This is a genomic window from Bradyrhizobium sp. 17, from assembly GCF_023073515.1.
In the GTDB taxonomy this organism is placed as follows: domain Bacteria; phylum Pseudomonadota; class Alphaproteobacteria; order Rhizobiales; family Xanthobacteraceae; genus Bradyrhizobium; species Bradyrhizobium canariense_D.
In genome coordinates, this window is record NZ_JADPJQ010000117.1 from 164,471 (window position 1) to 189,360 (window position 24,890).

Consider the following 24,890-nt stretch of genomic DNA (forward strand, 5'->3'; position numbering starts at 1 on the left):
AAACCCCGCGGCTCTCATCTTCGAGGACATAGTAATGCCTGCTCAATCCAAAACGAAGCGGCCCGCTACGCTCATTCCAGGCGATGGTATCGGCCCCGAGATCGTGAAATCGGCCGTCGACATTCTCGAAGCGCTCGGCTCTCCATTCGAATGGGACATCCAGCAGGGTGGCCTGGCCGCGATCGAGGAAAGCCGTGATCCGCTGCCGCAGGCGACGCTGGACAGCATCCGACGTACGCGGCTCGCCCTGAAGGGCCCGCTAACGACGCCGGTGGGGGGAGGATTCCGCTCGATCAATGTTCGTCTGCGCGAAGAATTCGGCCTTTACGCCAATTTGCGGCCGGTTCGAAGCATGGTTCCCGGAGGACGATTCGACGAAATCGATATCGTGCTGGTGCGCGAGAACCTCGGCGGGCTCTATGTCGCTTTCGAACACTATATTCCAATTGGGGAAGATCCGCACGCGGTCGCCATTTCGACCGGGGTCAATACGCGTGAAGGATCGCGCAAGATCATCGAATTCGCATTCGACTACGCGCTCAAGAACGGTCGCAAGAAGGTGACCGTCGTGCACAAGGCCAACGTGCTGAAGGCGCTGACCGGCATCTTTCTCGAGGTCGGTCACGAGGTTGCAAAGAAGTACGAGGGCAGGGTCAAGATGGACGATCGCATCGTCGATGCCACGGCGATGCAGCTCGTCATGAATCCCTGGCAGTTCGACGTCATCGTCACTACCAATTTGTTCGGTGACATCCTGTCGGATCAGCTCGCCGGTCTGGTCGGCGGCCTCGGCATGGCGCCCGGCGCCAACATCGGTCCGGATGCGGCGATCTTCGAGGCCGTGCACGGCTCGGCACCGGATATTGCCGGCAAGGGAATCGCCAATCCGCTCGCTTTATTGCTGGCGGTCGGGCTGATGCTGGAGCACATTGATCAGCCTGATCTCGCAAACCGTCTTAGAACGGCAATTGATCAGGTCTTGCGCGAGGACGGCGTTCGCACGCCCGATCTGGGCGGCAAAGCGTCCACTGGCGACTTCACTCAAAGCATCATCCGTCGATTGGGAGGGTAAGCAAATGACCGCTGTTGCTGCATCGCACCCGGCAATCCCCGCTGACAGCACGGCGCAAAAGCTGTCGCGTATCAAGGCGATTGTGGCTGCGTCGTCCGGAAATCTGGTCGAGTGGTACGACTTCTATGCTTACGCATTTACCTCGATCTATTTCGCGGCGGCGTTCTTCCCGTCTGGCGACCAGACCAGCCAGTTGCTGGCGACGGCCGGCATTTTCGCCGTAGGGTTCTTCATGCGGCCGCTCGGTGGCTGGCTGTTCGGCTGGATCGCCGATGCGCATGGCCGCAAGAATTCGATGGTGCTGTCGGTGCTGCTGATGTGCGCGGGATCGCTGATGATCGGAATGCTCCCCACGTACCAAACAATCGGCGCCGCGGCGCCGGCGCTCCTACTGTTTGCGCGCATGGCACAAGGCCTGTCGGTCGGCGGGGAATATGGAACGGCGGCAACTTATATGAGCGAGATTGCCGGCAAGGGCAACCGCGGGTTCTATTCGTCATTCCAGTATGTCACGCTCATCGGCGGGCAACTTCTCGCACTCCTCGTTGTCGTGGTTCTGCAGCAAACCTTGTCGCTCGACGAGCTGAAGGAATGGGGATGGCGGGTGCCTTTCCTGTTCGGCGCCGTCGCGGCCGTTGTGGCGTTGTATCTCCGCCGCTCGTTGCAGGAGACGGCCTCGGCGGAGACCATGCACCGCAAGGAGGCAGGTTCTCTCTCCGGCCTCTGGCATCATAAGCGCGCGCTGCTGATCGTTCTCGCATTCACGATCGGCGGATCGCTATTTTTCTATACGTTTACGACCTACATGCAGAAATTCCTGGTCAACAGCGTGAAGCTGGATGCCAAGACGGTCAGCTCGATCATGACCGCTGCCCTGATCGCCTTCATGCTGCTGCAACCGGTGTTCGGGGCGCTATCGGACAGGATCGGCCGGCGCAACAACATGATCCTGTTCAGCGCATGCGCTACCCTCGCTGCGGTGCCGCTATTGATGGCATTGTCCAGCACCACCAACGTCTACGCCGTTTTTGGCCTGATCATGATCGGTCTTGTGATTGCGTGCTTCTATACCTCGATCAGTGGCGTCGTGAAGGCCGAACTGTTTCCGCCCGAGGTGCGCGCCCTAGGCGTCGGACTTCCCTACGCGATTGCCAATGCGATGTTCGGCGGAACGGCGGAATATGTTGCATTGTCGCTGAAATCGTCCGGATACGAAACCCTGTTCTTCTGGTACGTCGCGGCGATGGCGCTGGTCGCCCTGGTCGCGTCGCTCTGGATGCCGGATACGCGGACGCGAGGCTATCTCGACGGCGATGGCCGGATCTGAACTGAAACACGACGGCCCCGTCATGCCTGCGACGGCGTCCGGAGAGCATTGAATTCGAATGGGAGAGACGCGCTGATGGCCAAGGGATCAGATTTGTTGGTTGCCGCACTCGAGAACGAGGGCGTCGACCGAATTTTCGGCGTTCCCGGCGAGGAGAACCTCGATGTCGTGGAAAGCTTGCGCAACTCGTCGATCAAGCTGATCCTGACACGCCACGAGCAGGGCGCGGCCTTCATGGCCGCGACTTATGGACGGCTGACCGGCAAGCCCGGCGTGTGCATCACCACGCTTGGCCCTGGCGCATTGAACCTGACGACTGGCGCCGCCTACGCGCTGCTCGGCGCCATGCCCATGATCATGCTCACGGGCCAGAAGGGCATCATGAGCAGCCGACAGGCCAAATTCCAGATCGTCGATGTGGTTAGCGCTTTCAAACCGTTGACCAAGCTGTCGCTCCAGATCGTCAGCACAAGCGGCATTCCGACAATCGTTCGCGATGCCTTCCGGATCGCCATGGAAGAGCGTCCGGGTCCGGTTCTTCTGGAACTGCCCGAGGACATCGCGGGCGAGGAATCCGAAGACGTCGCGATGGTGGCGCCGCATCCGATCGAGATCCCGGTCGCCCATCGTGCCTCGCTGGATCGCGCTGCCGACATGATCCTCAAGGCCAAGCGGCCCTTGATCATGCTCGGCGCCGCCGCGTCCCGGCCGCGCAGCACGGCCGGCATCGGCGGCTTCGTCCGCCGCACGAAAATTCCGTTCTTCACCACACAAATGGGCAAGGGAACGGTACCCGGCGGCAGCAACCTCTACATGGGGACGGCTGCACTCAGCGAGCGCGATTACGTTCATGAAGCGGTCGACCGAGCCGATCTGATTATTGCCATAGGTCACGACACCATCGAAAAGCCGCCCTTCATCATGGGCCCCAAAGGTCCTCAAGTCATCCACGTCAGCTACACGCCGGCCAACGTGGAGCGGGTCTACTTTCCGCAGTGCGAAGTGGTCGGCGATGTTGGACCGAGCCTGGAGTTGCTGGCCGATCGTCTCGAGGGGCGGCTGCATCATGCCGGCGCGCTGTTAAGCCTTCGCGAAAGTATCCTGGCCCGGATCGGCGATCGCGCGACCGAGGACCGTTGGCCCCCGACGCCGCAACGCATCGTGCACGATGTGCGAAAGGTCATCCCTGAAGACGGCGTCGTCGCGCTGGATAACGGGATGTACAAGATCTGGTTCGCCCGCAACTACCGCACCTATGTGGCGAACACGCTGCTGCTGGACAATGCCCTCGCGACAATGGGCGCCGGGCTGCCATCCGCCATGATGGCGGCGATGCTGCATCCGGAACGCCGCGTGCTCGCGGTCTGCGGCGACGGCGGCTTCATGATGAATTCGCAGGAGATGGAAACCGCGGTTCGCCTTAAATTGAATCTCGTCGTGCTGATCCTGGAAGATTCGGCCTATGGCATGATCCGCTGGAAACAGGCGGTCGATAGTTTCCCGGACTTTGGCCTCACGTTCGGGAATCCGGATTTCGTCAAATACGCCGAGAGCTACGGCGCGAAAGGCTCGCGGGTCGAAAGCACGGATTCGTTGATTCCGACGCTCGAAAACGCTTTCAAAGGTGGCGGTGTGCACCTCGTCGTCGTGCCGATCGACTACAGCGAAAATACCCGCGTGCTCGTGGATGAACTTCGCGAGAAGCTGAAGCAGGTTATTGAGCCGACCGTGTGAGCCGTCGGCGAGGGCCGATTGATGAGCTGAGCTGAAATTGGCGTGGTCGCAAGCGCCGGCAATGGAGAGTGCAATGAGTGAGCAGATCAACGAGCAGGCTGAGAAGATGCGGGAAATGGCGCAGACCACGCTGGACAAGGCGAAAGAGGCTGTGTCGAAATACATAACCGAATCCCAGAAGTTGAGAGAGAAGGCCGATTCCAGCGTTCGCTCAACCTATTCGGCGGCGAAGGAGATGAACGAAAGAGCCGTCGCGTTCGCCGAGGAAAATGTGGCTTCGGGCTTCGAGCTTGCGCAACGGCTGTTGCATGCCAAGGACCCGCAGGAAATGGGTGCAGTTTATCAGAGCCATCTCAAGGAGCAGATGGAAAAAATGAACGCGCAGTTTCGCGAGCTTGCAAGTGCAATGAACCAGCCGTCGACTGTTGACCTGAATAAGTAGCGCCGGTCGCCTCAGAGCGAAATCAAATCGCTGATCACAGGATGTTGCCTGCACGCGTTCCGAGCGCGGACGATGCATCATCCGATCAAGACAATCGCATCGCAGTGCGTCGGGGAGGCTCCAAGGTGGGCACGGAAAAGTCAGATACGCTGATCCATGACGTGCCGGCCGGCTGGGCACGGCGGGCTCATGCTGACGCTGCGAAATACAGCAGCATGTATGCTTCGTCGGTGTCGACGCCGGATGCTTTCTGGGCGGAGCATGGCAAGCGGATCGACTGGATCAAACCGTTCACGAAGGTGAAGAATACCTCCTTTGCGCCCGGCAAGGTCTCGATCAAGTGGTTCGAGGACGGCACCACGAATGTGGCGATGAACTGCATCGACCGGCATCTTGCCCGGCGTGCCGGTCAGGTCGCGATCATCTGGGAGGGCGACGATCCCGCCGAATCCAGGCACATCACCTACGCGGAGTTGCACGATCAGGTCTGTCGTTTCGCGAATGTCCTGAAAAGTCACGGTGTGAAGAAAGGCGACACCGTCACGATCTACCTGCCCATGATTCCGGAAGCCGCCTATGCCATGCTCGCCTGCGCGCGAATCGGGGCGGTCCATTCCATCGTGTTCGGCGGGTTCTCGCCGGATGCCCTGGCCGGACGTATCGAGGGCTGCCAGTCCAAAGTCCTGGTCACCGCCGATGAGGGGCTGCGCGGCGGGCGCAAGGTACCGCTGAAGGTCAATGCCGACGATGCGCTGAAGAAGGTGGCCGGCATCGTGAAGACGATGATCGTGGTCAAGCGCACCGGCGGTGGCATCGACTGGGTCGACGGCCGCGACGTCTGGTACGCGGACGAGGTGGCAAAGGCCTCGGCCGACTGCGCGCCGGTCGAAATGAACGCGGAGGATCCGCTATTCCTTCTTTACACGTCGGGTTCAACCGGTGCTCCAAAGGGCGTCGTTCACAGCACGGGTGGCTATCTCGTTTTTGCGTCGATGACGCACCAGTATGTGTTCGACTATCACGACGGCGACATCTACTGGTGCACCGCCGATGTCGGCTGGGTCACCGGCCACAGCTACATCGTCTATGGGCCGCTGGCCAACGGCGCGACCACGCTGATGTTCGAGGGGATCCCGAACTATCCCTCAACATCGCGCTTTTGGCAGGTCGTCGACAAACACAAGGTCAACATCTTCTACACCGCGCCGACCGCGATCCGTTCGTTGATGGGTGCGGGGGAAGAGCCGGTCAAACAGACCAGCCGTGCGTCGCTGCGCTTGCTCGGCTCGGTGGGCGAGCCGATCAATCCGGAAGCGTGGGATTGGTATCACCGCGTGGTCGGCGATGGACGTTGTCCGATCGTCGATACCTGGTGGCAGACCGAGACAGGCGGCATCTTGATCTCGCCGCTTCCCGGCGCGACGGCTTTGAAGCCCGGTTCGGCAACCCTGCCGTTTTTCGGAGTGATGCCGGAAGTGGTGGACGCAAGTGGTGCCGTGCTGACCGGCGCATGCGAAGGCAATCTCGTCATTGCCGATTCCTGGCCAGGCCAGATGCGCACGGTCTACGGCGACCACGAGCGCTTCATGCAGACCTACTTCGCGACCTATCCGGGCAAGTATTTCACCGGCGATGGCTGCCGGCGCGACGCCGACGGCTACTACTGGATCACCGGCCGCGTCGACGACGTCATCAACGTATCCGGTCATCGCATGGGGACAGCCGAAGTCGAAAGCGCGCTCGTCGCACATCAGAAGGTTTCCGAAGCCGCTGTTGTCGGTTTTCCGCACGACATCAAGGGGCAGGGCATCTACGCCTACGTCACCTTGATGTCGGATGCGGAGCCCTCCGGAGAGTTGCGCAAGGAACTAGTGGCCTGGGTCCGCAAGGAGATCGGACCGATCGCCGCACCCGATGTCATTCAGTTTGCGCCGGGCCTGCCCAAGACCCGCTCTGGAAAGATCATGCGTCGTATTCTGCGCAAAATCGCCGAGGACGAAGTCGGCGCGCTCGGGGACACCTCAACCCTGGCGGATCCGGCGGTGGTCGATGATCTCATCAAAAACCGCCATAGCCAAAAGGCGGCGCGGAAATGAATATCGACGCGATTTCGATCGGCGACAATCCCCCGGAGGACGTCAATGTCATCATCGAGGTTCCGATCGGCGGTGAACCGATCAAATACGAAATGAACAAGGCGGCGGGCGCGCTGTTCGTCGACCGCTTCCTGTATACGCCGATGCGCTATCCCGGAAATTACGGCTTCGTTCCGCACACGCTTTCGGACGATGGGGATCCGATCGACGTGCTCGTGGCCAATTCGCGGCCGATCGCTCCTGGCGCCATAATCAATGTGCGGCCGATCGGCGTGCTCAAGATGGATGACGAGGGCGGCGGCGACGAGAAGATCATCGCCGTGCCGATGCCGAAACTGACGATGCGCTACGCACACGTCAACGGGATCGCCGACATGCCGCAGATCGCGATCGAGCAGATCCAGCACTTCTTTGAACACTACAAGGATCTGGAGCCGGGGAAGTGGGTGAAGGTGATCGGATGGGGCGACAGTGCCGAAGCGCGCCGGCTGATCGTCGAGGCCATCGCGCGGGCAAAGAGCTGAAACCGAGATATGGGCAATGATATGAGACTGGTTCTGTTGGGGCCGCCAGGCGCAGGTAAGGGCACGCAGGCGACGAGGATCGTCACTCGATTTGCGATCCCGCAATTGTCGACCGGCGACATGCTGCGCCAGGCGGTTGCGGAAGGCACGGCTGCGGGATTGCGCGTCAAGCACATCATGGATCGGGGTGAACTTGTGCCCGACGACGTCGTGGTATCGGTGATCGCTAATCGTATCGACCATTCCGATGCGGTAAGCGGCTTTATCCTTGACGGCTTCCCGCGCACGGTCGCGCAGGCCGAAGCGCTCGATCAGGAACTCGCCACCCGGGGCATCAAGCTCGATGCGGTGCTTGAGCTCGAGGTCGACGAAGATGCGCTGCTCGACCGCATCAAAGGGCGCGCCGACGATGCGGCAAGCCGAGGCGAGCCGGTGCGCCGCGACGATAATCCCGAGGTCTTCAAGACCCGGCTCGGCGTTTATCGCGAGCAAACCGCGCCGGTCACGGAATACTACCGGTCGCAGGGACTGCTCAACGTCGTCGACGGTTTGCAGCCGATTGACGCCGTGACCGAACAGCTCGCCGCGGCGCTTGCGGCAGTAACGTCCGATCAGATCAGGAGTGATGTCAGATGAAAGCGTTTACCTTCCAGGCACCCCCCAACATCCTGTTCGAGGCAGGCGCATCGAAAAAGCTGGCGGAGTTGGTCGCTGGATACGGGGCAAAACGTGTTCTGCTGGTCACGGATAAGGGCGTACGCAATGCAGGCCTGACCAGAAACGCCGAGGCTGGCCTGGTTGCCGGCGGCTGCGAACTGACGATATTCGAAGATGTGGAGGCGGATCCGCCGTCGCATATCATCGAGCGGGCGGTCGCACTGTGTCGTGACAAGGACATCGAGCTGGTTGCCTCAATCGGCGGCGGCAGCGCGCTCGATACCGCGAAGTTGGTGGCCTATCTGGCCAAAACGCCTGATCGCCTCGAAGATATCTACGGCGTCGGCCTTGCCAAGGGCGAACGCCTTCCGCTGCTGCTGGTGCCGACAACGGCCGGAACGGGCTCGGAGGTGACCCCGATTGCGATCGTCACCACGCCGACGACCGAGAAAAAGGGCGTCGTTGCGCCCCGCCTGCTCCCGGACTGGGCGATCCTCGATCCGGAGCTGACGCTCGGCCTGCCGCCGCATGTCACCGCGGCGACCGGCATCGACGCCATGGTCCATGCGATCGAAGCCTATACCAGCAAGCACCGGAAGAATCCGATGTCGGACCAGTTGGCACGGCAGGCTCTCGCCCTGCTGTCGGCGAATGTCCGGACGGTCTGTGCGGACGGATCTAATCTCGAAGCGCGGTCGCAAATGCTGCTGGGTTCGATGCTGGCCGGCATGGCGTTCGCCAATTCCCCGGTCGCCGCCGTGCACGCGCTGGCCTATCCGATCGGCGCGCTGTTCCACGTGCCGCATGGCCTGTCGAATGCCTTGGTGCTGACCCAGGTGCTGCGGTTCAATTTGCCGGAGGCGGAAGGCCTCTACGCCGAACTGGCGCCGATCGTCGATCCCAAATCGGAAGGAATGAGCGTCAGCCAGCGGGCACGGCTGTTCGTCGATGCGATCGCGGCGATCTGCCGGGATTGCAACGTGCCGGCCTCGCTGGCCGATGTCGGCATTGCGAGGGGCGACCTGAAGAAGCTCGCCGAGGATGCGATGAAGCAGACGCGGCTTCTCGTGAACAATCCGCGGGAATTGAGCTTCGACGATGCGCTGGCGATCTACACCGAGGCGTTCGGCAACCGCGCGGCGGCCTGAGCGGCACAAAGAGTGAGCAGCATGAGCGAGAACGACAAATCGGCTTCCGCTGATTCCGATCCCGGCCTCGAATGGGCGAAGCTGTGGCAGACGATGGCCGAATCCTCGAACCGCATGGTCGAGGCGTGGTCGGGGTCGATGGCACCGTTCATGCTGGCGCGTCTGTCGGAAAAGCCGGGTGGTTTTGGCGACGGCAACGAACTGTCGGCAGCGATCGAGCGGATGGCGCAGGGGCCGCGGCTGGCCGACGTCTGGGACATCGACCGGAAAATGGCGTTGGCCTTTGGGGCCTGGATCGAGATGCGCCAGCGGCTTGCGAGCTACAATGCGGTTGCTGCCGCTCCATGGCCTGAAGCGTCGAAGCGGTTTTACGAGACGATGTCCGCCACCGGTAGCGATGGCTCCCCGCATCCGGAGTGGCGCGAGGCGTTCGCCAAATGGAGCGAAATCTCCAACGAGGAACTGATCCGGAATCAGCGCACCGACGGCTTCTTGCAAGCTCAGAAGGAACTGCTGCAGGCGGGATTGAAGTTACGGAGCCGGCAGGATGATGTCGCTGAGGCCGCGTCAGCCATGTTGGGGCTGCCGACCCGCAAGGATTTCGACGACGTGACGCAGCAATTGACCGAACTCCGCCGAGAAGTCCGTACGCTCGCCCGCCAGATCCGCGACCAGAAGAGCGAAGCCGCACGATGAGCGATCAGGAGAACCAAACCTCGCGCTTCGCCCGGGACATGGCGGCCAACGCCGAGAAGATGTTCAAGGCGACACAGTTGATCGCCAATACGCGGGATGAAGACGTCGCCATCGGCACGACACCGAAGCATCTCATGATGCGCCGCGACAAGGTCGAGCTGTTCCATTATGAGCCGATGGCGGAAGCGACGGCGAAGACGCCCGTCCTTTTGGCCTACGGCCTGATCGGGCGGTATACCATGGCTGATTTACAGCCTGACCGCTCGCTGGTGCGCAGCCTTCTCTCAAAAGGGCTCGATCTCTGGCTGATCGACTGGGGCCAGCCGGGCCGAACCGAGCGATGGCTGAAAATTGATGATTACGTCGATGACTACATCGATGCCGCAGTCGACCGCATCGCGCAGGAAACCGGCCATGACAAGATCACGCTGCTCGGCATCTGCGAAGGCGGCGTCTTTACGACGTGCTACACCGCTCTGCATCCGGAAAAGGTCAAAAATCTCGTCATCACCATTACCCCAATCGACTTCCATGCCGATGTCAAGGACAAGGCCGCGCACCACGGCTTCCTCAACCTTTGGACCCGCAGCCTCGATCCTGATGACATCGACAAGCTGGTCGATTCTTACGGCGTGCTGCCGGGCGAGTTCATGAGCTCGGTGTTCTCGATGATGACGCCGATGCGCTCACTGACGAAATACAATGTCGATCTCATCGACGTCGTCGATGACGAGGCCAAGTTCATGAATTTCCTCCGCATGGAAAAGTGGCTCGCGGACCGTCCGCATCATCCTGGCGGAGCGGCGAAGCAGTGGCTGAAGGATCTCTACCAGGAGAACCGCCTGGTCGATGGCAGCTTTGAACTGTCCGGCCGTCGGGTCGATCTGAAGTCTATCACGGCTCCCGTGCTGAATGTTTTTGCGTTGGATGACCATATCATTCCGCCGGACTGCTCGCGCGCGCTCGGAGCGAAGATAGGCAGCACGGATTACACCGAAATTCCGCTGCCCGGCGGCCATGTCGGCCTGTTCGTCTCCAGCAAATCGCAGGGCAAGCTGAGCCAGAGCATTGCCGACTGGCTGGTCGCCCGCGACGCCAATCCCGGAAGTGAAGCCTGATGCGCAACAAGATCGTCGACGCCGCCGAGGCGGTTGCCATCATCCGTTCCGGTGACACCGTCGCCTCGTCCGGCTTCGTCGGCGTGGGAACGCCCGATGAAATCATCAAGGCGCTGGAGCGGCGTTTCGTGCAGACCGGAGAGCCGCGGGACCTTTCGCTGGTGTTCGCGGCGGCGCCGGGAGACGGCGCCGATCGCGGCCTCAACCGCCTGGCGCATCCCGGCCTGATCAAACGCCTGGTCGGCGGACATTTCGGCCTGGTTCCGAAGCTCGCCCGGATGGCGGTCGACAATCACGTCGAGGCCTATAACTTGCCGCTCGGATGCGTATCGCATCTGTTTCGTGAAATTGCGGGGCGCAAGGCCGGGCTTCTCTCCAAGGTCGGGCTCGGCACCTTCGTCGATCCGGCCAATGGTGGCGGAAAGCTGAATGCGCGCACCACCGAAGAGCTGGTGCGGATGATCGAAATCGACGGCGAACAATGGCTGTTCTACAAGGCATTTCCCATCAACGTTGCGATCATCAGAGGTACCACCGCCGACCACAACGGCAACATCTCGATGGAAAAAGAGGCGTTGACCCTCGACAATCTGGCGCTGGCAACGGCCGCCAAGAACTGCAAGGGATTCGTCATCGCGCAGGTGGAGCGCATCGCCGCCTCCGGCTCGCTCAATCCGCGTCACGTCAAAATTCCGAGCGTCTTGATCGACTGCGTCGTCGTTGCGCAGCCCGAAAACCATGTCCAGACCTATGCCACGGGTTACAACGGAGCATTTTCGGGCGAATTGCGCGCGCCGGCCGATCGCAATGTTCCGATGGCGCTGGATAACCGCAAGATCATTGCGCGCCGCTGCGCCCTGGAATTGCCGATGGGCGGCGTGGTCAATCTCGGCATCGGCATGCCGGAGGGAGTCGCCTCGGTTGCCGCCGAAGAAAAGCTGTTCGACTTTGTGACGCTGACTGCCGAGCCCGGCATCATCGGCGGTATTCCGCAAGGCGGTCTCGATTTCGGTGCTTCGATCAATGCAGAATCGATCATCGACCAGAACCAGATGTTCGATTTCTACGACGGCGGCGGGCTCGATCTGGCCTGTCTCGGCATGGCTCAGGTCAATGGCCGCGGCGACGTCAACGTCAGCCTGTTCAATGGCCGTCTGGCCGGCGCCGGCGGCTTCATCAACATATCCCAGAATGCGCGCCGGCTGATCTTCGCAGGCACCTTCACCACCGGTGGGCTCAAGACGTCGGTCGTGGATGGTCAGCTCAAGATCCTCAGCGAAGGCAAGTCCTCGAAATTCATCGACAAGGTGGATCAGATCACGTTTTCGGGCCAGCTTGCCGCAACCAACAGGCAGCCCGTTCTCTATGTGACGGAGCGATGCGTGTTCCGCCTCACTCCCGAGGGTCTCGAACTGATCGAGATCGCGCCGGGTATCGATATGGAGCGCGACATTCTCGCGCTCATGGGCTTTCGGCCCATCATCCGCGCGCCGAAATCCATGGATGTTTCGCTGTTCAGCGAGGCCCTGATGCAGCTCGACGACCGGCTGCTCAATCGGCCGCTGGCGGAGCGGCTGTCGTACGATGCCGATCGCAACACGCTTTTTCTCGGACTTGACGGCTATCGGGTCCATAGAGATGCCGACGTCGAGGTAATCCGGGCGTCGATCCTCGAACTCTTCCATCGTGTCGGACGCCGGTTTTCCGCAGTCGTCAACTACGATTCGTCTTACATCGCTCCCGACATGACGGAGAAATGGTTTTCAATGGCCGCCGAGGTCGAGCGGACCTGCTACGATCATGCCTCGCGCTACACCACCAGCGCATTCATGCGCCTGAAGCTCGGCGACGCGCTGGCCCGCCGCGACGTCGCGCCGCATATCTTCGAAACCTCGGCCGACGCCCACCGGTTTGTCGAATAGACCGATGGGGCTGAAATCCACCGAGTTGCGCCCCACGGACTGGCCTGAAGGACGGCAGAGGGCGCCCGACCGCACCGGATCGGTGCGCGGGCTGACCCGGCGCAGCTTCCATCGTATCGCATTCACGGATTGGGGGCCCGCGCCCGCGGTGCGGCCGGTGCTCTGCGTCCATGGCTTGACCAGAAACGGCCGGGACTTCGATCACCTCGCCGCAGTTCTCGCAATGGCAGGGCGGCAGGTCGTCTGCCCGGACTTGCCGGGCCGCGGACAAAGCGAACGGCTGCACGACAGCAGCGACTATGCCTTGCCGCAATATTGCAGCGACATGACCGTGTTGATGGCAGCTCTTGGTGCAACGGAGATCGATTGGGTTGGAACGTCGCTGGGCGGCTTGATCGGGATGGTGCTGGCTGCCCTTCCGGGCAGTCCGATCCGTCGCATCGTCATCAACGACATCGGACCCTATCTGCCCTGGACCGGATTGCTTCGTCTCGGTGCCAATCTCAACGAGGCGCCCAAATCGTTTGAGACGATCGAACAGGCCGAAGGCTACTACCGGCGGGTTCTGGCGCCTTTCGGGCGATTGGAGGATGTGCACTGGCGGCATCTGACAACGCATAGCGTGGCCTGGAGCGTGGAGGGGCGCTGCTTCAAGCCGCTGTGCGATGCGAACATCGCTCAGGCCTTTCGAAACCCTTGGCACTACAGCGTCGATCTCTGGAAATACTGGGATGCGATCGATGTCCCCATTCTGGTCATACGCGGGCAGCAATCGGATTTGCTTTCCGAAGGCGTCCTCAAGGACATGATGCGGCGCAATCGCAATGTCCGCGTTCACACCGTCGCGGACTGCGGGCATGCGCCGGCCCTGATCGCTGACGAACAGATCGAGGTCGTGACGCAGTTTCTGAGCGGCCACGACTCCACTTAGCGCTGAATGCTTCATGCCGAACTGCATTATAACGTGTTAATTCCAACCTGGCTGTCTTCATCATGGCTTCGAAACTCACGCTCAAAGATCCGACCCTGTTGCGCGATGCCTGTCCGGTGGCAGGTGCGTGGGTAGCCGCCGATAACGGCGCCACCATCACGGTCGATAATCCCTCGACCGGCGCCGTGGTCGGACATGTCCCCAACATGGGGATGGCCGAGACCCGGCGGGCGATCGAATTCGCCAACGCTGCGCTACCGGCGTGGCGAGCCCGTACCGCGAAAGAGCGCGCCGTGATCCTGCGACGCTGGTTCGATCTGATGATGGCGAACCAGGACGATCTCGGTGCGATCATGACGGCGGAGCAGGGCAAGCCGCTTGCTGAAGCCAAGGGCGAGATCGCCTATGCCGCAAGCTTCGTCGAGTGGTTCGGCGAGGAAGCAAAACGCGTCTATGGCGATACGATCCCGGGGTTCACGGCCGACCGACGCATCATCGTGCTAAAGCAGCCGATCGGCGTTTGTGCCGCAATCACCCCGTGGAATTTTCCGGCCGCGATGATCACGCGCAAGGCGGGCCCGGCCCTGGCGGCGGGTTGCACCATGGTCGTCAAGCCGGCAAGCCAGACACCACTGTCCGCGCTGGCGCTTGCGCTGCTGGCGGAGCGGGCAGGCGTCCCTCAAGGTGTGCTGTCCGTCATCACAGGTTCGGCGTCGGCGATCGGCGGCGAAATGACCTCCAATCCGATCGTACGCAAGGTGACATTCACGGGTTCGACCGAAATCGGCAAGAAGCTGATGGCGCAGAGCGCGTCGACGGTGAAGCGGACATCGATGGAGCTCGGCGGCAACGCGCCGTTCATCGTCTTCGACGATGCGGACATCGATGCCGCGGTCAAGGGCGCGATGGCTTCGAAATACCGCAATGCCGGCCAGACCTGTGTTTGCGTCAATCGCTTCCTTGCGCAGGACAAGATCTACGATTTGTTTGTCTCGCGTCTGGCTGAGGCGGTTAGTGCGTTCAAGATCGGTGACGGGTTCGAGCCCGGCGTCGCGATTGGTCCGCTGATCGACATCGCCGCCGTGGAGAAAGTCGAAGAGCATGTTTCCGATGCGGTTTCCAAGGGAGCGCGCGTCGCCATCGGTGGGAAGCGCCATGCGCTTGGCCGCACGTTCTTTGAACCGACGGTATTGGCGGACGCCACGCCGGACATGTTGATCTTCCGGGAGGAAACTTTTGGCCCGGTCGCGCCCGTATTCCGCTTCAAGACTGAAGAGGAAGCGATCCGCCTTGCGAACGATACCGAGTTCGGACTTGCGGCCTATTTCTACGGCCGCGATATCGGACGGGTCTGGCGCGTTGCCGAAGCGCTCGAGTACGGCATCGTCGGTATCAACGAAGGCCTGATCTCGACCGAGGTTGCACCGTTCGGCGGCGTCAAGGAGAGCGGCAACGGCCGTGAGGGTTCGAAATACGGCATCGAGGACTATCTGGAAATCAAATACCTCTGCATGGGTATCATCCAGAGTTCGGCCACTTGAGCGGCTGCCGGCATCGCGGAACAACGCATGGGCGGAAACCGTTTCGGGCCGTAGCTTGAATGGGGAGGGAGCGGCCACGTAGGGAATAGTCGCAACATTCAGCGGTTTAGTTTTGTTGCTCGGAATATCGAAATTCGCCGCGAAAATTTTTCTGACACTCCGGAATCGAAGTTGCCGAATAAGTGGTCGTTATCATTTATATTCGTGGGACAGGCGCCACTAACAATTCGCTTCACAGCTCAGCTCAACGCGTGAGCGGCCAATCCGTAGACCCACGGCTCGTTTTCCTTTCGGTTGAGGAATCGCCGCCCCTTGGACATGGTTGTGACCGTCTCGCTGATCGCGAGGCGGCTCTGCTGAAGATAGTCAGCAAACAGGCCCGTTTGCTCCCGGGTATCGACGCGGGCGAAACGGCCGGTGAGATCCTTAAGATGCACGGCCGTGAGATGGATCGCGTCATAATCATTGCTGGCGACAATGGGACCGATCACGTGACCACGCCCGAATTCGCGCTTCATGGAGTAGCCGACGGTCTTGCCGTCGCGGCGCAGTACACAGATTGACGCACCTTCCGAAAGCAGAGCAAGCAGCTCCCGGCGGCTCGTGCCGAATGCGCGCTCATCCAGCGCCGCAATCTCATTGAGAGTTTCGGCTGACGCCGACCTCAATTCGCCATCCAGAACTGATGTCGGTGGAAGGGGTGATACGATCTCTCCCTGCCACTGATACACGACCGCTTCCTTGGTGAAGCCCAGCGACAGATAAAGATGATAGGCAGCATCGGTCGAGTTCAGGGCAAGACTCCGATCCTCGCACCGTTCGAACACCTGTTCCATCAGCCATCGGCCGGTACCTTGTGCTTGGGTGCGCGGCGATGTGAGTACCAGGCCGATGGTGGCGAATTCGTGTCCGTGGGGGAACCACATCGCACTTCCGAAAACGCGCCCGATGCCGTCAACAGCGACGATGCCCTGACCGGCGCGGCGCAGGAAATCCCAGTCCTTTGGCCGATGCGGCCAGCCGACGGCAATCGAGAGCGCGTGGAGCAGCTTCACATCAACGTCTCGAATGTCGCGCGCGACCAATTCGAAGGACTTCAGGCGTACGGATCGTCCCATCTCAGTTCATTCCTTCGCGGAATGCCAACGTCTATGGCTTGTCGTGCTTTAGCTGCCCAGTTGCGACAGCAGACGTGTTTGCCGCAGCATTGCACGGAAAGCCAGCAGGTTTCACCTGTTTTGGTGCAAGTGTTCGAAATGTTCGGCATATAGCGCACCGATATTCGGCAGAGAAAGCTTCTGCTTGCCGCTAGGCTGTAGATGCCCGGCGAGCTCGCTGCGCGCCAACAAGTCATCGAGCATCTCGCCGCGTGACACGAAGGGTCCCTAGATGGGGTTTCTTTTCAATTCCGATGCCGCTCGGGGCGCAATTTTCCGCCAGATATTTGCGCGCGAGCTCCCCGATCTTGAATTCTACCAGGGTAGGAAAAGCATCGACCCGGAAAAGGTGCGGTATCTGCTGACCTGGAACGTGCCGGACGACGTCTCGCGTTATCGCAATTTGGAGGTGCTCTTTTCGATCGGTGCCGGAGTCGACCAGTTCGTGCCCGAGATCATACCCGATCATGTGATGCTGGTGCGTATGGTCGAGGATGGCATCATACGCATGATGCAGGAATACGTCGTGCTTGGCGTGCTGGCGCTCCATCGCGAGATGCTCGCATATCGGGAGCAGCAGAGAAGGGGCGAGTGGCAAGATATTGTCACTCCACAGGCGACCGAACGCCGCGTGGGTTTCCTGGGCGTTGGGATGCTGGCGCAAGCGGCAATCGATCGCCTCAAGCCCTTTGGATTTTCTCTTGCCGCATGGAGCCGCAGCAAAAAGGTAGTCGAGGGCGTCACCTGCTTTCATGGCGACGATCGGCTAGGCAGTTTCCTGAGAGGAACGGATATTCTCGTCTGTCTTCTGCCCCTGACGGAGCAAACCCGCGGCCTCCTGAACGCAAAACTCTTCTCGCTTTTGCCGATGGGAGCGCGACTGCTGCATCTCGGCCGCGGCCCGCAGCTCGATCAGGCCGCACTCATCGAGGCGCTCGACAGCGGCCGCCTCGCGGCAGCTATGCTCGATGTCACTGACCCCGAGCCGCTGCCGGAAGGCCATGCGCTCTGGGCACATCCGAAGGTCATGATAACGCCGCACATCGCATCCGTGACGCAACCGCATACGGCGGCACAATCCGTCGTAGAAAACATCAGGCGCCACCGCGCGGGAAAAAATCCGATCGGGCTTGTCGATCGAACACTCGGCTATTAACCAGGGATAATGCCATGTCACTTCTGATTACTATCGATACCAATCCGGACTTCGCACCAAAGAACACCTTGCCTGCTCCGGAACGACTCATTTCGGGCAATCCATCCTTCAAGACCTGGGCGCAGGACGCCTCCAAAGCCGAGAAGGTGCTGACCGGCGTCTGGGAAGCAACGCCCGGCGAGACCCATTCCATCAAAGGCACCACTTACGAGTTCTGCCACATCATCTCGGGTCTCATCGAAATTGAGGAAAAGGGTGGTGAGACCAGGACTTACCGCGGCGGCGACAGCTTCGTGATGAAACCGGGCTTTGTCGGCGTCTGGCGCACGATCGAGACCGTGCGAAAGATCTACGTCAGCGCTTATGACTGAGCGCAATGCTCAGAGCGGTCGAAATCTGGCTTGGCAGAACAATCGACTTTCAAAGTCGCGCCTGACCGGCTTCAGCGCCGTCAGGCAATTCTCGATGAAAAAATGCGGTGTGCGGCCTTTATTGCTCAAATGAGCCGGCTTTGCTCGCCAGTCGCAAATCCAAGAGCGTTCTCGTAGTGCAGACCTGCTCGGTTGGCAAGCAGGAATGGCGGAGTTGGGCCCGAAGGCAAAGGAACATGTAGATGATTGCATTGAAGGACAAGGATCTGTTTCGCCAGCAAGGGCTGATCGGCGGCAATTGGCGAGATGCGAGCGCGAAAGCCACTGCCAATGTCATTGATCCTGCCAGCCAGAACGTCCTTGGTACCATCCCCGATATGGGGCGTAACGAGACTGCGGCTGCAATCAACGCTGCGGCTGATGCGTTCAAAGCTTGGAAGAAGACTACTCATGCAGAACGCGCGGCACTTTTGGAGCGTTGGTATGAGCTGATGCGGCAGCATGAGCAGGATCTGGCGCTCTTGCTGACTCTGGAACAGGGTAAGCCGCTTGCTGAATCGCTCGGAGAAATCCGCTATGGGGCATCCTTCGTAAAATGGTTTGCGGAAGAGACACGCCGGATCAACGGATCGACCATCCCTTCACCCACTGCCGATCGCCGCATTCTGGTGCTGAAAGAGCCGGTAGGCGTCTGCGGGATCATCACCCCCTGGAACTTTCCTAACGCCATGATCACGCGCAAGGTGGCACCTGCGCTTGCTGCGGGCTGCACCGTGGTCATCAAGCCATCTGAATTTACGCCATTTTCGGCGCTCGCGATCGGCGTTCTTGCGCAGCGGGCAGGGATCCCGGCGGGCGTGATTAATATCGTGACGGGCATGCCCGCGGAAATCGGCCAGGAACTGATGGACAATGAAACTGTCCGCAAGATCTCGTTTACCGGGTCGACTCGCGTCGGCGCATTGCTGATGAAAGGCGCCGCCGCCAACATCAAGAAGCTCAGCCTCGAGCTCGGCGGCAACGCGCCGTTCATCGTCTTTGATGATGCCGATGTTGACCGGGCCGTCGAGGGCGCGATTGCGTCGAAGTTTCGTAATGGCGGACAGACCTGCGTTTGCTCCAATCGCATTCTGGTGCAATCCGGCGTTTACGATGCCTTTGCGAAAAGGCTCGCCAGCCGGGTCGCAAAAATGAAGGTCGGTGCCGGCACCGAAGAAGGTGTCGAAATCGGACCAATGATCAATGGCGCGGCGATAGAAAAGATCAAGCGGCACGTCACAGACGCCCTGGACAAAGGCGCGAAGATCATCTCGCAGAGCGAACGTATGCCGGAAGGTCGGCAGTATGCGCGCCCCGTCGTGCTCGGTGAGGCAACGACTGACATGCTCTTGGCCTCAGAAGAGACGTTCGGACCAGTCGCGCCGCTTTTCCGCTTCGAGACGGAGGACGAAGCGATCGCGATCGCGAACGGCACGCCCTTCGGCCTTGCCGCCTACTTCTACACTGAAAACCTCAAGCGCTCGTGGCGCGTTGCCGAGGCGCTGGAATTCGGCATGGTGGGCCTGAACACCGGCCTGATCTCGACCGAGGTCGCGCCGTTCGGCGGTGTAAAGCAGTCCGGGCTGGGGCGCGAAGGATCCCAGCTCGGGATAGATGAATATCTTGAGATCAAAACGCTTCATGTCGGCGGATTGGAATAAGGGGGCGATTCCTGGTTTCAGGAGAGGAATCGAAGGGTTCTCCGATTTTGCGGCGGACCGCATCCGCGCGACAACACCATGATGCCTCGACAGCGAAGTAACACAATTCTGTCGGATGAGTAGTTCGAACACAGAAAAAGGGAGCGGTTGAACCGCCCCCTTTATTCATCACGCAACAGTCTCTACTGAAATTTTCGAAGGTCTACGTGCCGCGAAAGAGCCCGAAAAGGATACGCCTTCACGCACTTCTTCGAAGGGGCTCCAAGCCGACTGCGGCGGCGAGCCCGCCGATGTCAGCGACCTCAGTGTATTCATAGAAGGGATTCGCGGGCTCATGACCGCGGTTCACCCACACCTTGCTCTTGATGCCCAGGTCGTAGGCTGTCATCAGGTCGTAGCGGAAGGAGGATGAGACGTGGGTGATATCTTCCGGACCGCAGCCAAGCTTGTCCAGCATGTATTCAAAGCCTTTCATGTGCGGCTTGTAGGCGCCGGTTTCCTCGGCCGTGATGACCGTGTGGAAGGGCGCGCCGAGCTTCTCGACGTTCGACATGATGAGGTTCTTCATGGAATTCGACAGGATGACCAGCGGAATCTCCCTGGCAACTTTGGCCAGACCCGCCGGGACGTCGGGGTGTGGACCCCATGTGTGGATCTCTTCATTGATGCGCTGGGCATCCTCCGGCCGAAATACGACACCGTTGCGCTTGCACGCGCGCTCTACCGAATTATGCACGACCTCGAAGTATGGCTTCCACGCGCCAAGAACTTCGTCCAGGCGATAGGCGGCGAAATCCTTGATGAAACTTGCCATCGTCGTGGCAGAAAGCTGGGAGCCGTAGACTCGCCTTGCCGCACCGGCCATGTCGAAATTCGTCAGCGTGCCGTAGCAATCGAAAGTGATATATTTCGGTCGGAACTCGGTCATGTCGTGGTATCCTCCAATCCTCTCGGCACCGCGTGCCAGTACGACAAGCATCATAATGAGCATCGCGTAAGATAAAGCGCCGCTTTCGCTGGAGCCGGAAGCAGATTGTGTCGTATCGGCTCGAAGCCTTGGCAGAGAGTTGCGCCAAGCAACCTTTCGAGTTGAACAGCACCGCCACGCGGCGGACGCCGCCGCGGTATAAGATGCGGCGTCGATCAAAAACGAAAGTCAAAACTCCTTTGGCTCAGGCGCAGCTTGGGAGGAACTGCTGTCGTCGATATCCTACTTTGCGTTTCGGGTTGATATGGAGGCCGAAATGTTGAGCAATTCGCTGATCGAGCTGGACCGCGCACATCTGGTTCACCCGGTCTCATCCTATCGCGGTCACGAGGCCTTGGGTGTGCGGGTGTTAAGATCAGCGAAGGGCGCGACCCTGACCGATGCATCGGGACATCAATTGCTCGACGGGTTTGCTGGTCTGTGGTGTGTCAACGTCGGGTACGGACAAGAGAGCATCGTTGAAGCTGCCACGAAGCAGTTGCGCGAGCTGCCTTACGCGACGGGCTATTTCGGGTTGGGCTCCGATCCGGCCATCCGGCTGGCCGCCAGGTTGGCCGAATTGGCGCCTGGCGATCTGAACCATGTTTACTTCACGCTAGGTGGCTCCGATGCCGTCGACAGCACAATCCGATTTATTCGGTACTATTATCATGCCAAGGGTACGCCGCAGAAGGATCAGTTCATTTCCGTCGAGCATGGCTACCACGGATCGTCGACGGCAGGGTCCGGCTTGACCGCGATCCCCGCCTTTCATGCGGGCTTTGGGGTACCTTATAGCTGGCAGCACAAAATTCCGTCGCACTATACCTATCGTAATCCTGTCGGTTCCCATCCTCAGGCTATCATTGCTGCGTCGGTCGCGGCCCTGCGAGCCAAGATCGCCGAACTTGGCGCAGATCGCATTGCGGCTTTTTACGTCGAGCCAATTCAGGGATCAGGGGGTGTCCTCGTGCCACCGCCATCTTGGTTGAAAGCCATGCACGCCGTTTGCAAGGAGAACGATATTTTGTTCGTAGTCGATGAGGTCATCACTGGCTTTGGTCGTGTCGGCCCATTTTTCGCCTGCGAAGAAGACGACGTCGTGCCGGATTTCATGACCACCGCAAAGGGTCTGACGTCGGGCTATGTGCCGATGGGAGCCGTTTTCATGTCCGACCGCGTCTACAACACGATTGCGGACGGAGCCGGCAAGACGGCCGTCGGCCACGGCTACACCTATTCCGCGCATCCCGTCAGTGCAGCGGTCGGGCTCGCGTGCCTGGATCTTTACGAAAATGGCTTGTTGGCAAACGGCCGAAAGGCGGGGCACCGCCTGATGGAAGGCCTTCGCGCGCTTGCCGATCATCCACTTGTCGGCGATGTCCGTGGTCGCGGCATGCTGGCCGCAATCGAGCTCGTCACGGACAAGGAGCGCAAGACGCCCCTGCCGGCGGAAGCTGACGCCGCGCGCCGCATATTCGACCGCGCATGGGACAACGGTCTCGTCATCCGCGCCTTTGCCCAGGGCGTGCTGGGTCTTGCGCCCCCGCTCTGCTGCACGGATGCGGACATCGACGGCATCATCGAACGAACTCGCATGACGCTCGACCAAACCCTCGAAGACAGGGACGTCCGCGCGGCGATGAAAGGATAATCACTGCGCCTGTCATTCCGAGGCCAGAAAAAGCCTGAGCCGTAGCGCCGGCCCGGCGATCTGCCCATGCTCCCCGGGGTGGAGGATTGTTCTTCAGCTATTGAATATGCTTTCGAGAGGCAGATGGGATTTCACGATCGGGGACTTCAGCACGACAAAACTGAAGTATTTGTCGATTCCGATATCCATCTCGACGAGACGTTCCATCAGCGCTTGATATTCGCTGATTCCCGCTGTGATAAACTTCACCAGGTAGTCATATCCGCCCGAAACCAGATGACATTCGACGACCGAATCTATCTTTTCGATGGTCGTGAGAAAGCGCGCGAAATCGATCTGGCGATGATTTTTGAGCGTGATCTCGGCGAACACAGTCAGAGTTTGTCCGAGCTTGGAGACGTCGATCTGGGCGGAATAGCCGGTGATGAAGCCCTCCGTCTGGAGCCTCTTGACGCGCATCAGGCACGGGCTCGGGGAAAGGTTTATCAGCTCTGCGAGCTCGACGTTGGAAGTCCGCCCGTTCTTCTGCAGTTCGCATAAAATCCTGATGTCGATCTTATCGAGCTTCATAGGCAATGCCATGAGATGGGAGCCATAGCGGCGTCAAGGCTTTGAGGCTTCAGCGTCATACGCACTGTCATAGCACCAACCAGCATCCTTTCCCACCGGGCGGAGAGATTGCTTTTCAGAACTCGGCGACCTTGCCCCAGGCACCCGTTTTCAGCCGCTCCGGCCTGTATGGACGCGGGTCGACGATCGGTGCAGTACCAGTAATGATGTCCGCCATCAGGTGCCCTGCGCCGGGACCAATCCCGAAACCGTGTCCGCTGAACCCGGCCGCAAGGATAAAGCCCGGAATCGCCCCCACCTCACCGATGGCGGGAACGCCATCCGGTGTGCTGTCAATATAGCCGGCCCAGACATTGGAGATTGCGACGCGACGGAGTTCAGGCAGCAATTCGCAAGCTCTTTTATGTGTCAGCCGAATCTGCCGCATGTCGGGACGGGGATTAAGTGTCCGGTTCAGCTCCATCGGGGTCGTCTCATCGAGCGCCCACTTCGCCAAGGATTCATGACCTTGGCGCATGCCCTCGAATGCTCCAGGGGCGAGACTGCGCCAGCGGCGAGCAAACATCGGCACGAATTCGCGGGCGAACCTGAATTGCTGCGGCGTTGGATCGACTCGCGCGCGCCCGCTTATCGCCAGCGTGTACCCGCCGCTGCTACGCCGCGTGAGCGACACGACTGCAGTGTGCAGGGCGTCGGGCAGACCCGCCGCGCCAGGAGCCACGGCGAGAATGGACTGGCGCACGGACGCCTGTGGGAAGCGAATGCCGAGCTGGTTGCAGAACGAAGAGGCCCAGGCCCCTCCTGCCATGACCACCGTGTTGGTCCGGATTGTGCCCATTTCGGTCACTACGCCGTTCACCCGGCCGGCACGGAGCTCTATGCCGCGAGCGGCGCAGTGCTGGTGCACCGTGCCGCCCGCCGTCATCATCGCACGCGCGACCACGGGCACAGCCTTCGAAGGGTCTGCCGTTCCGTCGGTTGGAGAGGAGACGCCGCCTTTCCATTTGCGGCCCGTCGCTTTGCCTCTCTCGCTAGCTTCGTTCGTGCTCAACATGTGTGTCGTAACGCCGACCGTCTTTGCAAAATCGCGCCATTTCGCCCAGCAGGTCAGCTCATTCTCGTCATTCGACAGATAGAGAAGCCCGCAGCGGCGGAAGCCCGTGTCTTCCCCGGTCTCCTGTGCTACTCTCTCCCAAAGATCGAGACTCTTGGTGGCGATCGGTAGCTCGCGTGCGTCGCGATTCTGTTGACGGCACCATCCCCAATTGCGACTGGACTGCTCGGCGGCGACACGCCCCTTCTCTAGCAAGGCGACCTTAACGCCGCGGCGGGCGAGATAGTAAGCCGTGAACACGCCCACCACGCCGCCGCCAATGACGACGACGTCAGCCTCTTGAGGCAGAGACGGGCTTGATTCAATATGGATGAGCGGCGCACTCATGAAGCGAGGACTCCCGGCGTTTGACCTATCGTAGCTGAGCATTCGCGGCAGGTGCTCTGCGGGAATTTGTGATTAGACGGAATATTCTGCGGTTTGCCGACTACTGTTCAAGCTATTATTGCGAGAACACGTTGCTCGCGCCCACCTCATTCGCCAAAGCACCAGGGCATCAGGCGTTGAGCGCGTGCAGCCGTGCCGTGCACAAGGCAGGCCGCCTGAGAGTTCTCTCGTCGCGGCGCAGACTGAAATGCCAGATGGCACTTCGTTTTCAGAACTTCCTGCTGCCCATACGGCGCGTTTCGGCGACTCTGGGGTGATTGAAGCAGTCAAACTCGCGAATGCCGGGTCAATGTCGATCAGTGGCAGAAGTTCTAAAGGGACGCTGGATGAGCCTTGTCCAGGAACAGACCTCCACAAGAGCAATCAAGCTGGATGGGACTGTTAGCTCCACGAACTTCGATTCAGTGATCGAGTTGGCCGCTCGTCCGATGTTTTGGCTTGAGCGACAGCTTTTTCCTGTCGAGCACCAAGCTTTGAATCATGTCGCACTCTCCGAACAGGGAATGGCAAAATGAGCGGCGAATTTTCGACCTGTCCGATCGTCGCGGCGGCAACAATGGCCGAAGAGCCAATCCGCAGCAGAATGACCCAACGCCGTTGAAAGGG

22 protein-coding genes are annotated in these 24,890 nt (G+C 60.2%); 18 read left to right on the forward strand and 4 right to left on the reverse strand.

Annotation, left to right across the window (positions count from 1 at the left end):
- The first annotated feature begins 34 nt into the window (after window positions 1–34).
- The 13 genes from IVB13_RS25835 to gabD all read left to right on the forward strand — a co-directional run bounded on the left by IVB13_RS25835 (window position 35) and on the right by gabD (window position 15,208).
- The gene (locus IVB13_RS25835) at window positions 35–1,072 is read left to right on the forward strand and encodes an isocitrate/isopropylmalate family dehydrogenase (RefSeq protein WP_018453168.1); all 1,038 of its coding nucleotides are present in this window, start codon (window positions 35–37) and stop codon (window positions 1,070–1,072) included.
- A gap of 4 nt (window positions 1,073–1,076) precedes the next feature.
- Entirely contained in the window at window positions 1,077–2,399 is a 1,323-nt protein-coding gene (locus IVB13_RS25840; RefSeq protein WP_018453169.1) for an MFS family transporter, read from the forward strand.
- Window positions 2,400–2,474: 75 nt separating this feature from the next.
- A complete protein-coding gene (locus tag IVB13_RS25845) occupies window positions 2,475–4,133 on the forward strand; it encodes an acetolactate synthase large subunit (RefSeq protein WP_018453170.1) in 1,659 nt (552 codons plus the stop codon).
- A gap of 73 nt (window positions 4,134–4,206) precedes the next feature.
- Window positions 4,207–4,575: a phasin family protein gene (locus IVB13_RS25850; RefSeq protein WP_143273907.1), complete on the forward strand. Its 369-nt coding sequence runs from the start codon at window positions 4,207–4,209 to the stop codon at window positions 4,573–4,575.
- 41 nt (window positions 4,576–4,616) lie between these two features.
- Complete coding sequence (gene acs, locus IVB13_RS25855) at window positions 4,617–6,671, forward strand: acetate--CoA ligase (protein ID WP_240543312.1); 2,055 nt, start codon at window positions 4,617–4,619, stop codon at window positions 6,669–6,671.
- A complete protein-coding gene (ppa, locus tag IVB13_RS25860; RefSeq protein ID WP_018453173.1) occupies window positions 6,668–7,195 on the forward strand; it encodes an inorganic diphosphatase in 528 nt (175 codons plus the stop codon). Before acs ends, ppa begins: the two co-directional genes overlap by 4 nt.
- 21 nt (window positions 7,196–7,216) lie before the next feature.
- Window positions 7,217–7,831 (forward strand): adenylate kinase, encoded by a 615-nt coding sequence (locus IVB13_RS25865; RefSeq protein WP_026232477.1) that lies wholly within the window; start codon window positions 7,217–7,219, stop codon window positions 7,829–7,831.
- On the forward strand, window positions 7,828–9,000 hold the full coding sequence (locus IVB13_RS25870) for an iron-containing alcohol dehydrogenase (RefSeq protein WP_018453175.1): 1,173 nt from the start codon (window positions 7,828–7,830) through the stop codon (window positions 8,998–9,000). The genes IVB13_RS25865 and IVB13_RS25870 overlap by 4 nt, the downstream gene beginning before the upstream one ends.
- 21 nt (window positions 9,001–9,021) lie before the next feature.
- Complete coding sequence (locus IVB13_RS25875; RefSeq protein ID WP_039798611.1) at window positions 9,022–9,696, forward strand: poly(R)-hydroxyalkanoic acid synthase subunit PhaE; 675 nt, start codon at window positions 9,022–9,024, stop codon at window positions 9,694–9,696.
- Window positions 9,693–10,814 carry a class III poly(R)-hydroxyalkanoic acid synthase subunit PhaC gene (gene phaC / locus IVB13_RS25880; protein WP_247490884.1) on the forward strand — a complete coding sequence of 374 codons (1,122 nt, stop codon included), beginning with the start codon at window positions 9,693–9,695 and terminating at the stop codon, window positions 10,812–10,814. The genes IVB13_RS25875 and phaC overlap by 4 nt, the downstream gene beginning before the upstream one ends.
- Window positions 10,814–12,736, forward strand: a complete 1,923-nt coding sequence (locus tag IVB13_RS25885; protein ID WP_085361112.1) for a CoA-transferase — start codon at window positions 10,814–10,816, stop codon at window positions 12,734–12,736. Before phaC ends, IVB13_RS25885 begins: the two co-directional genes overlap by 1 nt.
- 4 nt (window positions 12,737–12,740) lie before the next feature.
- Entirely contained in the window at window positions 12,741–13,667 is a 927-nt protein-coding gene (locus tag IVB13_RS25890; protein ID WP_085361111.1) for an alpha/beta hydrolase, read from the forward strand.
- 62 nt (window positions 13,668–13,729) lie between these two features.
- Window positions 13,730–15,208, forward strand: coding sequence for an NADP-dependent succinate-semialdehyde dehydrogenase (gene gabD, locus IVB13_RS25895; RefSeq protein ID WP_018453180.1), 1,479 nt, complete (start codon window positions 13,730–13,732; stop codon window positions 15,206–15,208).
- Between the two features lie 239 nt (window positions 15,209–15,447).
- On the opposite strand, the gene IVB13_RS25900 is transcribed toward gabD, so the two are convergent.
- The gene (locus IVB13_RS25900) at window positions 15,448–16,326 is read right to left on the reverse strand and encodes a GNAT family N-acetyltransferase (protein WP_018453181.1); all 879 of its coding nucleotides are present in this window, start codon (window positions 16,324–16,326) and stop codon (window positions 15,448–15,450) included.
- Between the two features lie 271 nt (window positions 16,327–16,597).
- On the opposite strand from IVB13_RS25900, the gene IVB13_RS25905 reads away from it, so the two are divergent.
- The 3 genes from IVB13_RS25905 (at window position 16,598) to IVB13_RS25915 (ending at window position 19,592) form a co-directional block, all read left to right on the forward strand.
- Window positions 16,598–17,521: a glyoxylate/hydroxypyruvate reductase A gene (locus IVB13_RS25905; protein ID WP_018453183.1), complete on the forward strand. Its 924-nt coding sequence runs from the start codon at window positions 16,598–16,600 to the stop codon at window positions 17,519–17,521.
- Between the two features lie 14 nt (window positions 17,522–17,535).
- Window positions 17,536–17,892, forward strand: coding sequence for a cupin domain-containing protein (locus IVB13_RS25910; protein WP_018453184.1), 357 nt, complete (start codon window positions 17,536–17,538; stop codon window positions 17,890–17,892).
- A gap of 242 nt (window positions 17,893–18,134) precedes the next feature.
- Window positions 18,135–19,592, forward strand: coding sequence for an NAD-dependent succinate-semialdehyde dehydrogenase (locus IVB13_RS25915; protein ID WP_018453185.1), 1,458 nt, complete (start codon window positions 18,135–18,137; stop codon window positions 19,590–19,592).
- A gap of 238 nt (window positions 19,593–19,830) precedes the next feature.
- Here IVB13_RS25915 and IVB13_RS25920 read toward each other — a convergent pair whose 3' ends face one another.
- Window positions 19,831–20,520: a haloacid dehalogenase type II gene (locus tag IVB13_RS25920; protein WP_018453186.1), complete on the reverse strand. Its 690-nt coding sequence runs from the start codon at window positions 20,518–20,520 to the stop codon at window positions 19,831–19,833.
- A gap of 316 nt (window positions 20,521–20,836) precedes the next feature.
- On the opposite strand from IVB13_RS25920, the gene IVB13_RS25925 reads away from it, so the two are divergent.
- Complete coding sequence (locus tag IVB13_RS25925; protein ID WP_026232478.1) at window positions 20,837–22,213, forward strand: aspartate aminotransferase family protein; 1,377 nt, start codon at window positions 20,837–20,839, stop codon at window positions 22,211–22,213.
- A 93-nt stretch (window positions 22,214–22,306) separates the two neighbouring features.
- Here the strand turns inward: IVB13_RS25925 and IVB13_RS25930 are convergent, their stop codons facing one another.
- A complete protein-coding gene (locus IVB13_RS25930; protein WP_018453188.1) occupies window positions 22,307–22,783 on the reverse strand; it encodes an Lrp/AsnC family transcriptional regulator in 477 nt (158 codons plus the stop codon).
- A gap of 115 nt (window positions 22,784–22,898) precedes the next feature.
- Complete coding sequence (locus IVB13_RS25935) at window positions 22,899–24,224, reverse strand: FAD-binding oxidoreductase (protein ID WP_247299260.1); 1,326 nt, start codon at window positions 24,222–24,224, stop codon at window positions 22,899–22,901.
- A 386-nt stretch (window positions 24,225–24,610) separates the two neighbouring features.
- Here IVB13_RS25935 and IVB13_RS25940 point away from each other — a divergent pair, with 386 nt between their 5' ends.
- Window positions 24,611–24,799: a hypothetical protein gene (locus tag IVB13_RS25940; protein ID WP_018453189.1), complete on the forward strand. Its 189-nt coding sequence runs from the start codon at window positions 24,611–24,613 to the stop codon at window positions 24,797–24,799.
- Window positions 24,800–24,890: the final 91 nt, after the last annotated feature.

Coding starts and splice junctions, on each gene's coding strand:
- IVB13_RS25865 (WP_026232477.1), top strand. CDS start 7,217: ATGAGACTGGTTCTGTTGGGGCCGCCAGGCGCAGGTAAGGGCACGCAG.
- IVB13_RS25850 (WP_143273907.1), top strand. CDS start 4,207: ATGAGTGAGCAGATCAACGAGCAGGCTGAGAAGATGCGGGAAATGGCG.
- IVB13_RS25840 (WP_018453169.1), top strand. CDS start 1,077: ATGACCGCTGTTGCTGCATCGCACCCGGCAATCCCCGCTGACAGCACG.
- IVB13_RS25930 (WP_018453188.1), bottom strand. CDS start 22,783: ATGAAGCTCGATAAGATCGACATCAGGATTTTATGCGAACTGCAGAAG.
- IVB13_RS25875 (WP_039798611.1), top strand. CDS start 9,022: ATGAGCGAGAACGACAAATCGGCTTCCGCTGATTCCGATCCCGGCCTC.
- IVB13_RS25885 (WP_085361112.1), top strand. CDS start 10,814: ATGCGCAACAAGATCGTCGACGCCGCCGAGGCGGTTGCCATCATCCGT.
- IVB13_RS25910 (WP_018453184.1), top strand. CDS start 17,536: ATGTCACTTCTGATTACTATCGATACCAATCCGGACTTCGCACCAAAG.
- acs (WP_240543312.1), top strand. CDS start 4,617: ATGTTGCCTGCACGCGTTCCGAGCGCGGACGATGCATCATCCGATCAA.
- IVB13_RS25920 (WP_018453186.1), bottom strand. CDS start 20,520: ATGACCGAGTTCCGACCGAAATATATCACTTTCGATTGCTACGGCACG.
- IVB13_RS25915 (WP_018453185.1), top strand. CDS start 18,135: ATGATTGCATTGAAGGACAAGGATCTGTTTCGCCAGCAAGGGCTGATC.
- gabD (WP_018453180.1), top strand. CDS start 13,730: ATGGCTTCGAAACTCACGCTCAAAGATCCGACCCTGTTGCGCGATGCC.
- IVB13_RS25925 (WP_026232478.1), top strand. CDS start 20,837: ATGTTGAGCAATTCGCTGATCGAGCTGGACCGCGCACATCTGGTTCAC.
- IVB13_RS25870 (WP_018453175.1), top strand. CDS start 7,828: ATGAAAGCGTTTACCTTCCAGGCACCCCCCAACATCCTGTTCGAGGCA.
- IVB13_RS25905 (WP_018453183.1), top strand. CDS start 16,598: ATGGGGTTTCTTTTCAATTCCGATGCCGCTCGGGGCGCAATTTTCCGC.
- IVB13_RS25935 (WP_247299260.1), bottom strand. CDS start 24,224: ATGAGTGCGCCGCTCATCCATATTGAATCAAGCCCGTCTCTGCCTCAA.
- IVB13_RS25940 (WP_018453189.1), top strand. CDS start 24,611: ATGAGCCTTGTCCAGGAACAGACCTCCACAAGAGCAATCAAGCTGGAT.
- IVB13_RS25845 (WP_018453170.1), top strand. CDS start 2,475: ATGGCCAAGGGATCAGATTTGTTGGTTGCCGCACTCGAGAACGAGGGC.
- ppa (WP_018453173.1), top strand. CDS start 6,668: ATGAATATCGACGCGATTTCGATCGGCGACAATCCCCCGGAGGACGTC.
- IVB13_RS25900 (WP_018453181.1), bottom strand. CDS start 16,326: ATGGGACGATCCGTACGCCTGAAGTCCTTCGAATTGGTCGCGCGCGAC.
- IVB13_RS25890 (WP_085361111.1), top strand. CDS start 12,741: ATGGGGCTGAAATCCACCGAGTTGCGCCCCACGGACTGGCCTGAAGGA.
- IVB13_RS25835 (WP_018453168.1), top strand. CDS start 35: ATGCCTGCTCAATCCAAAACGAAGCGGCCCGCTACGCTCATTCCAGGC.
- phaC (WP_247490884.1), top strand. CDS start 9,693: ATGAGCGATCAGGAGAACCAAACCTCGCGCTTCGCCCGGGACATGGCG.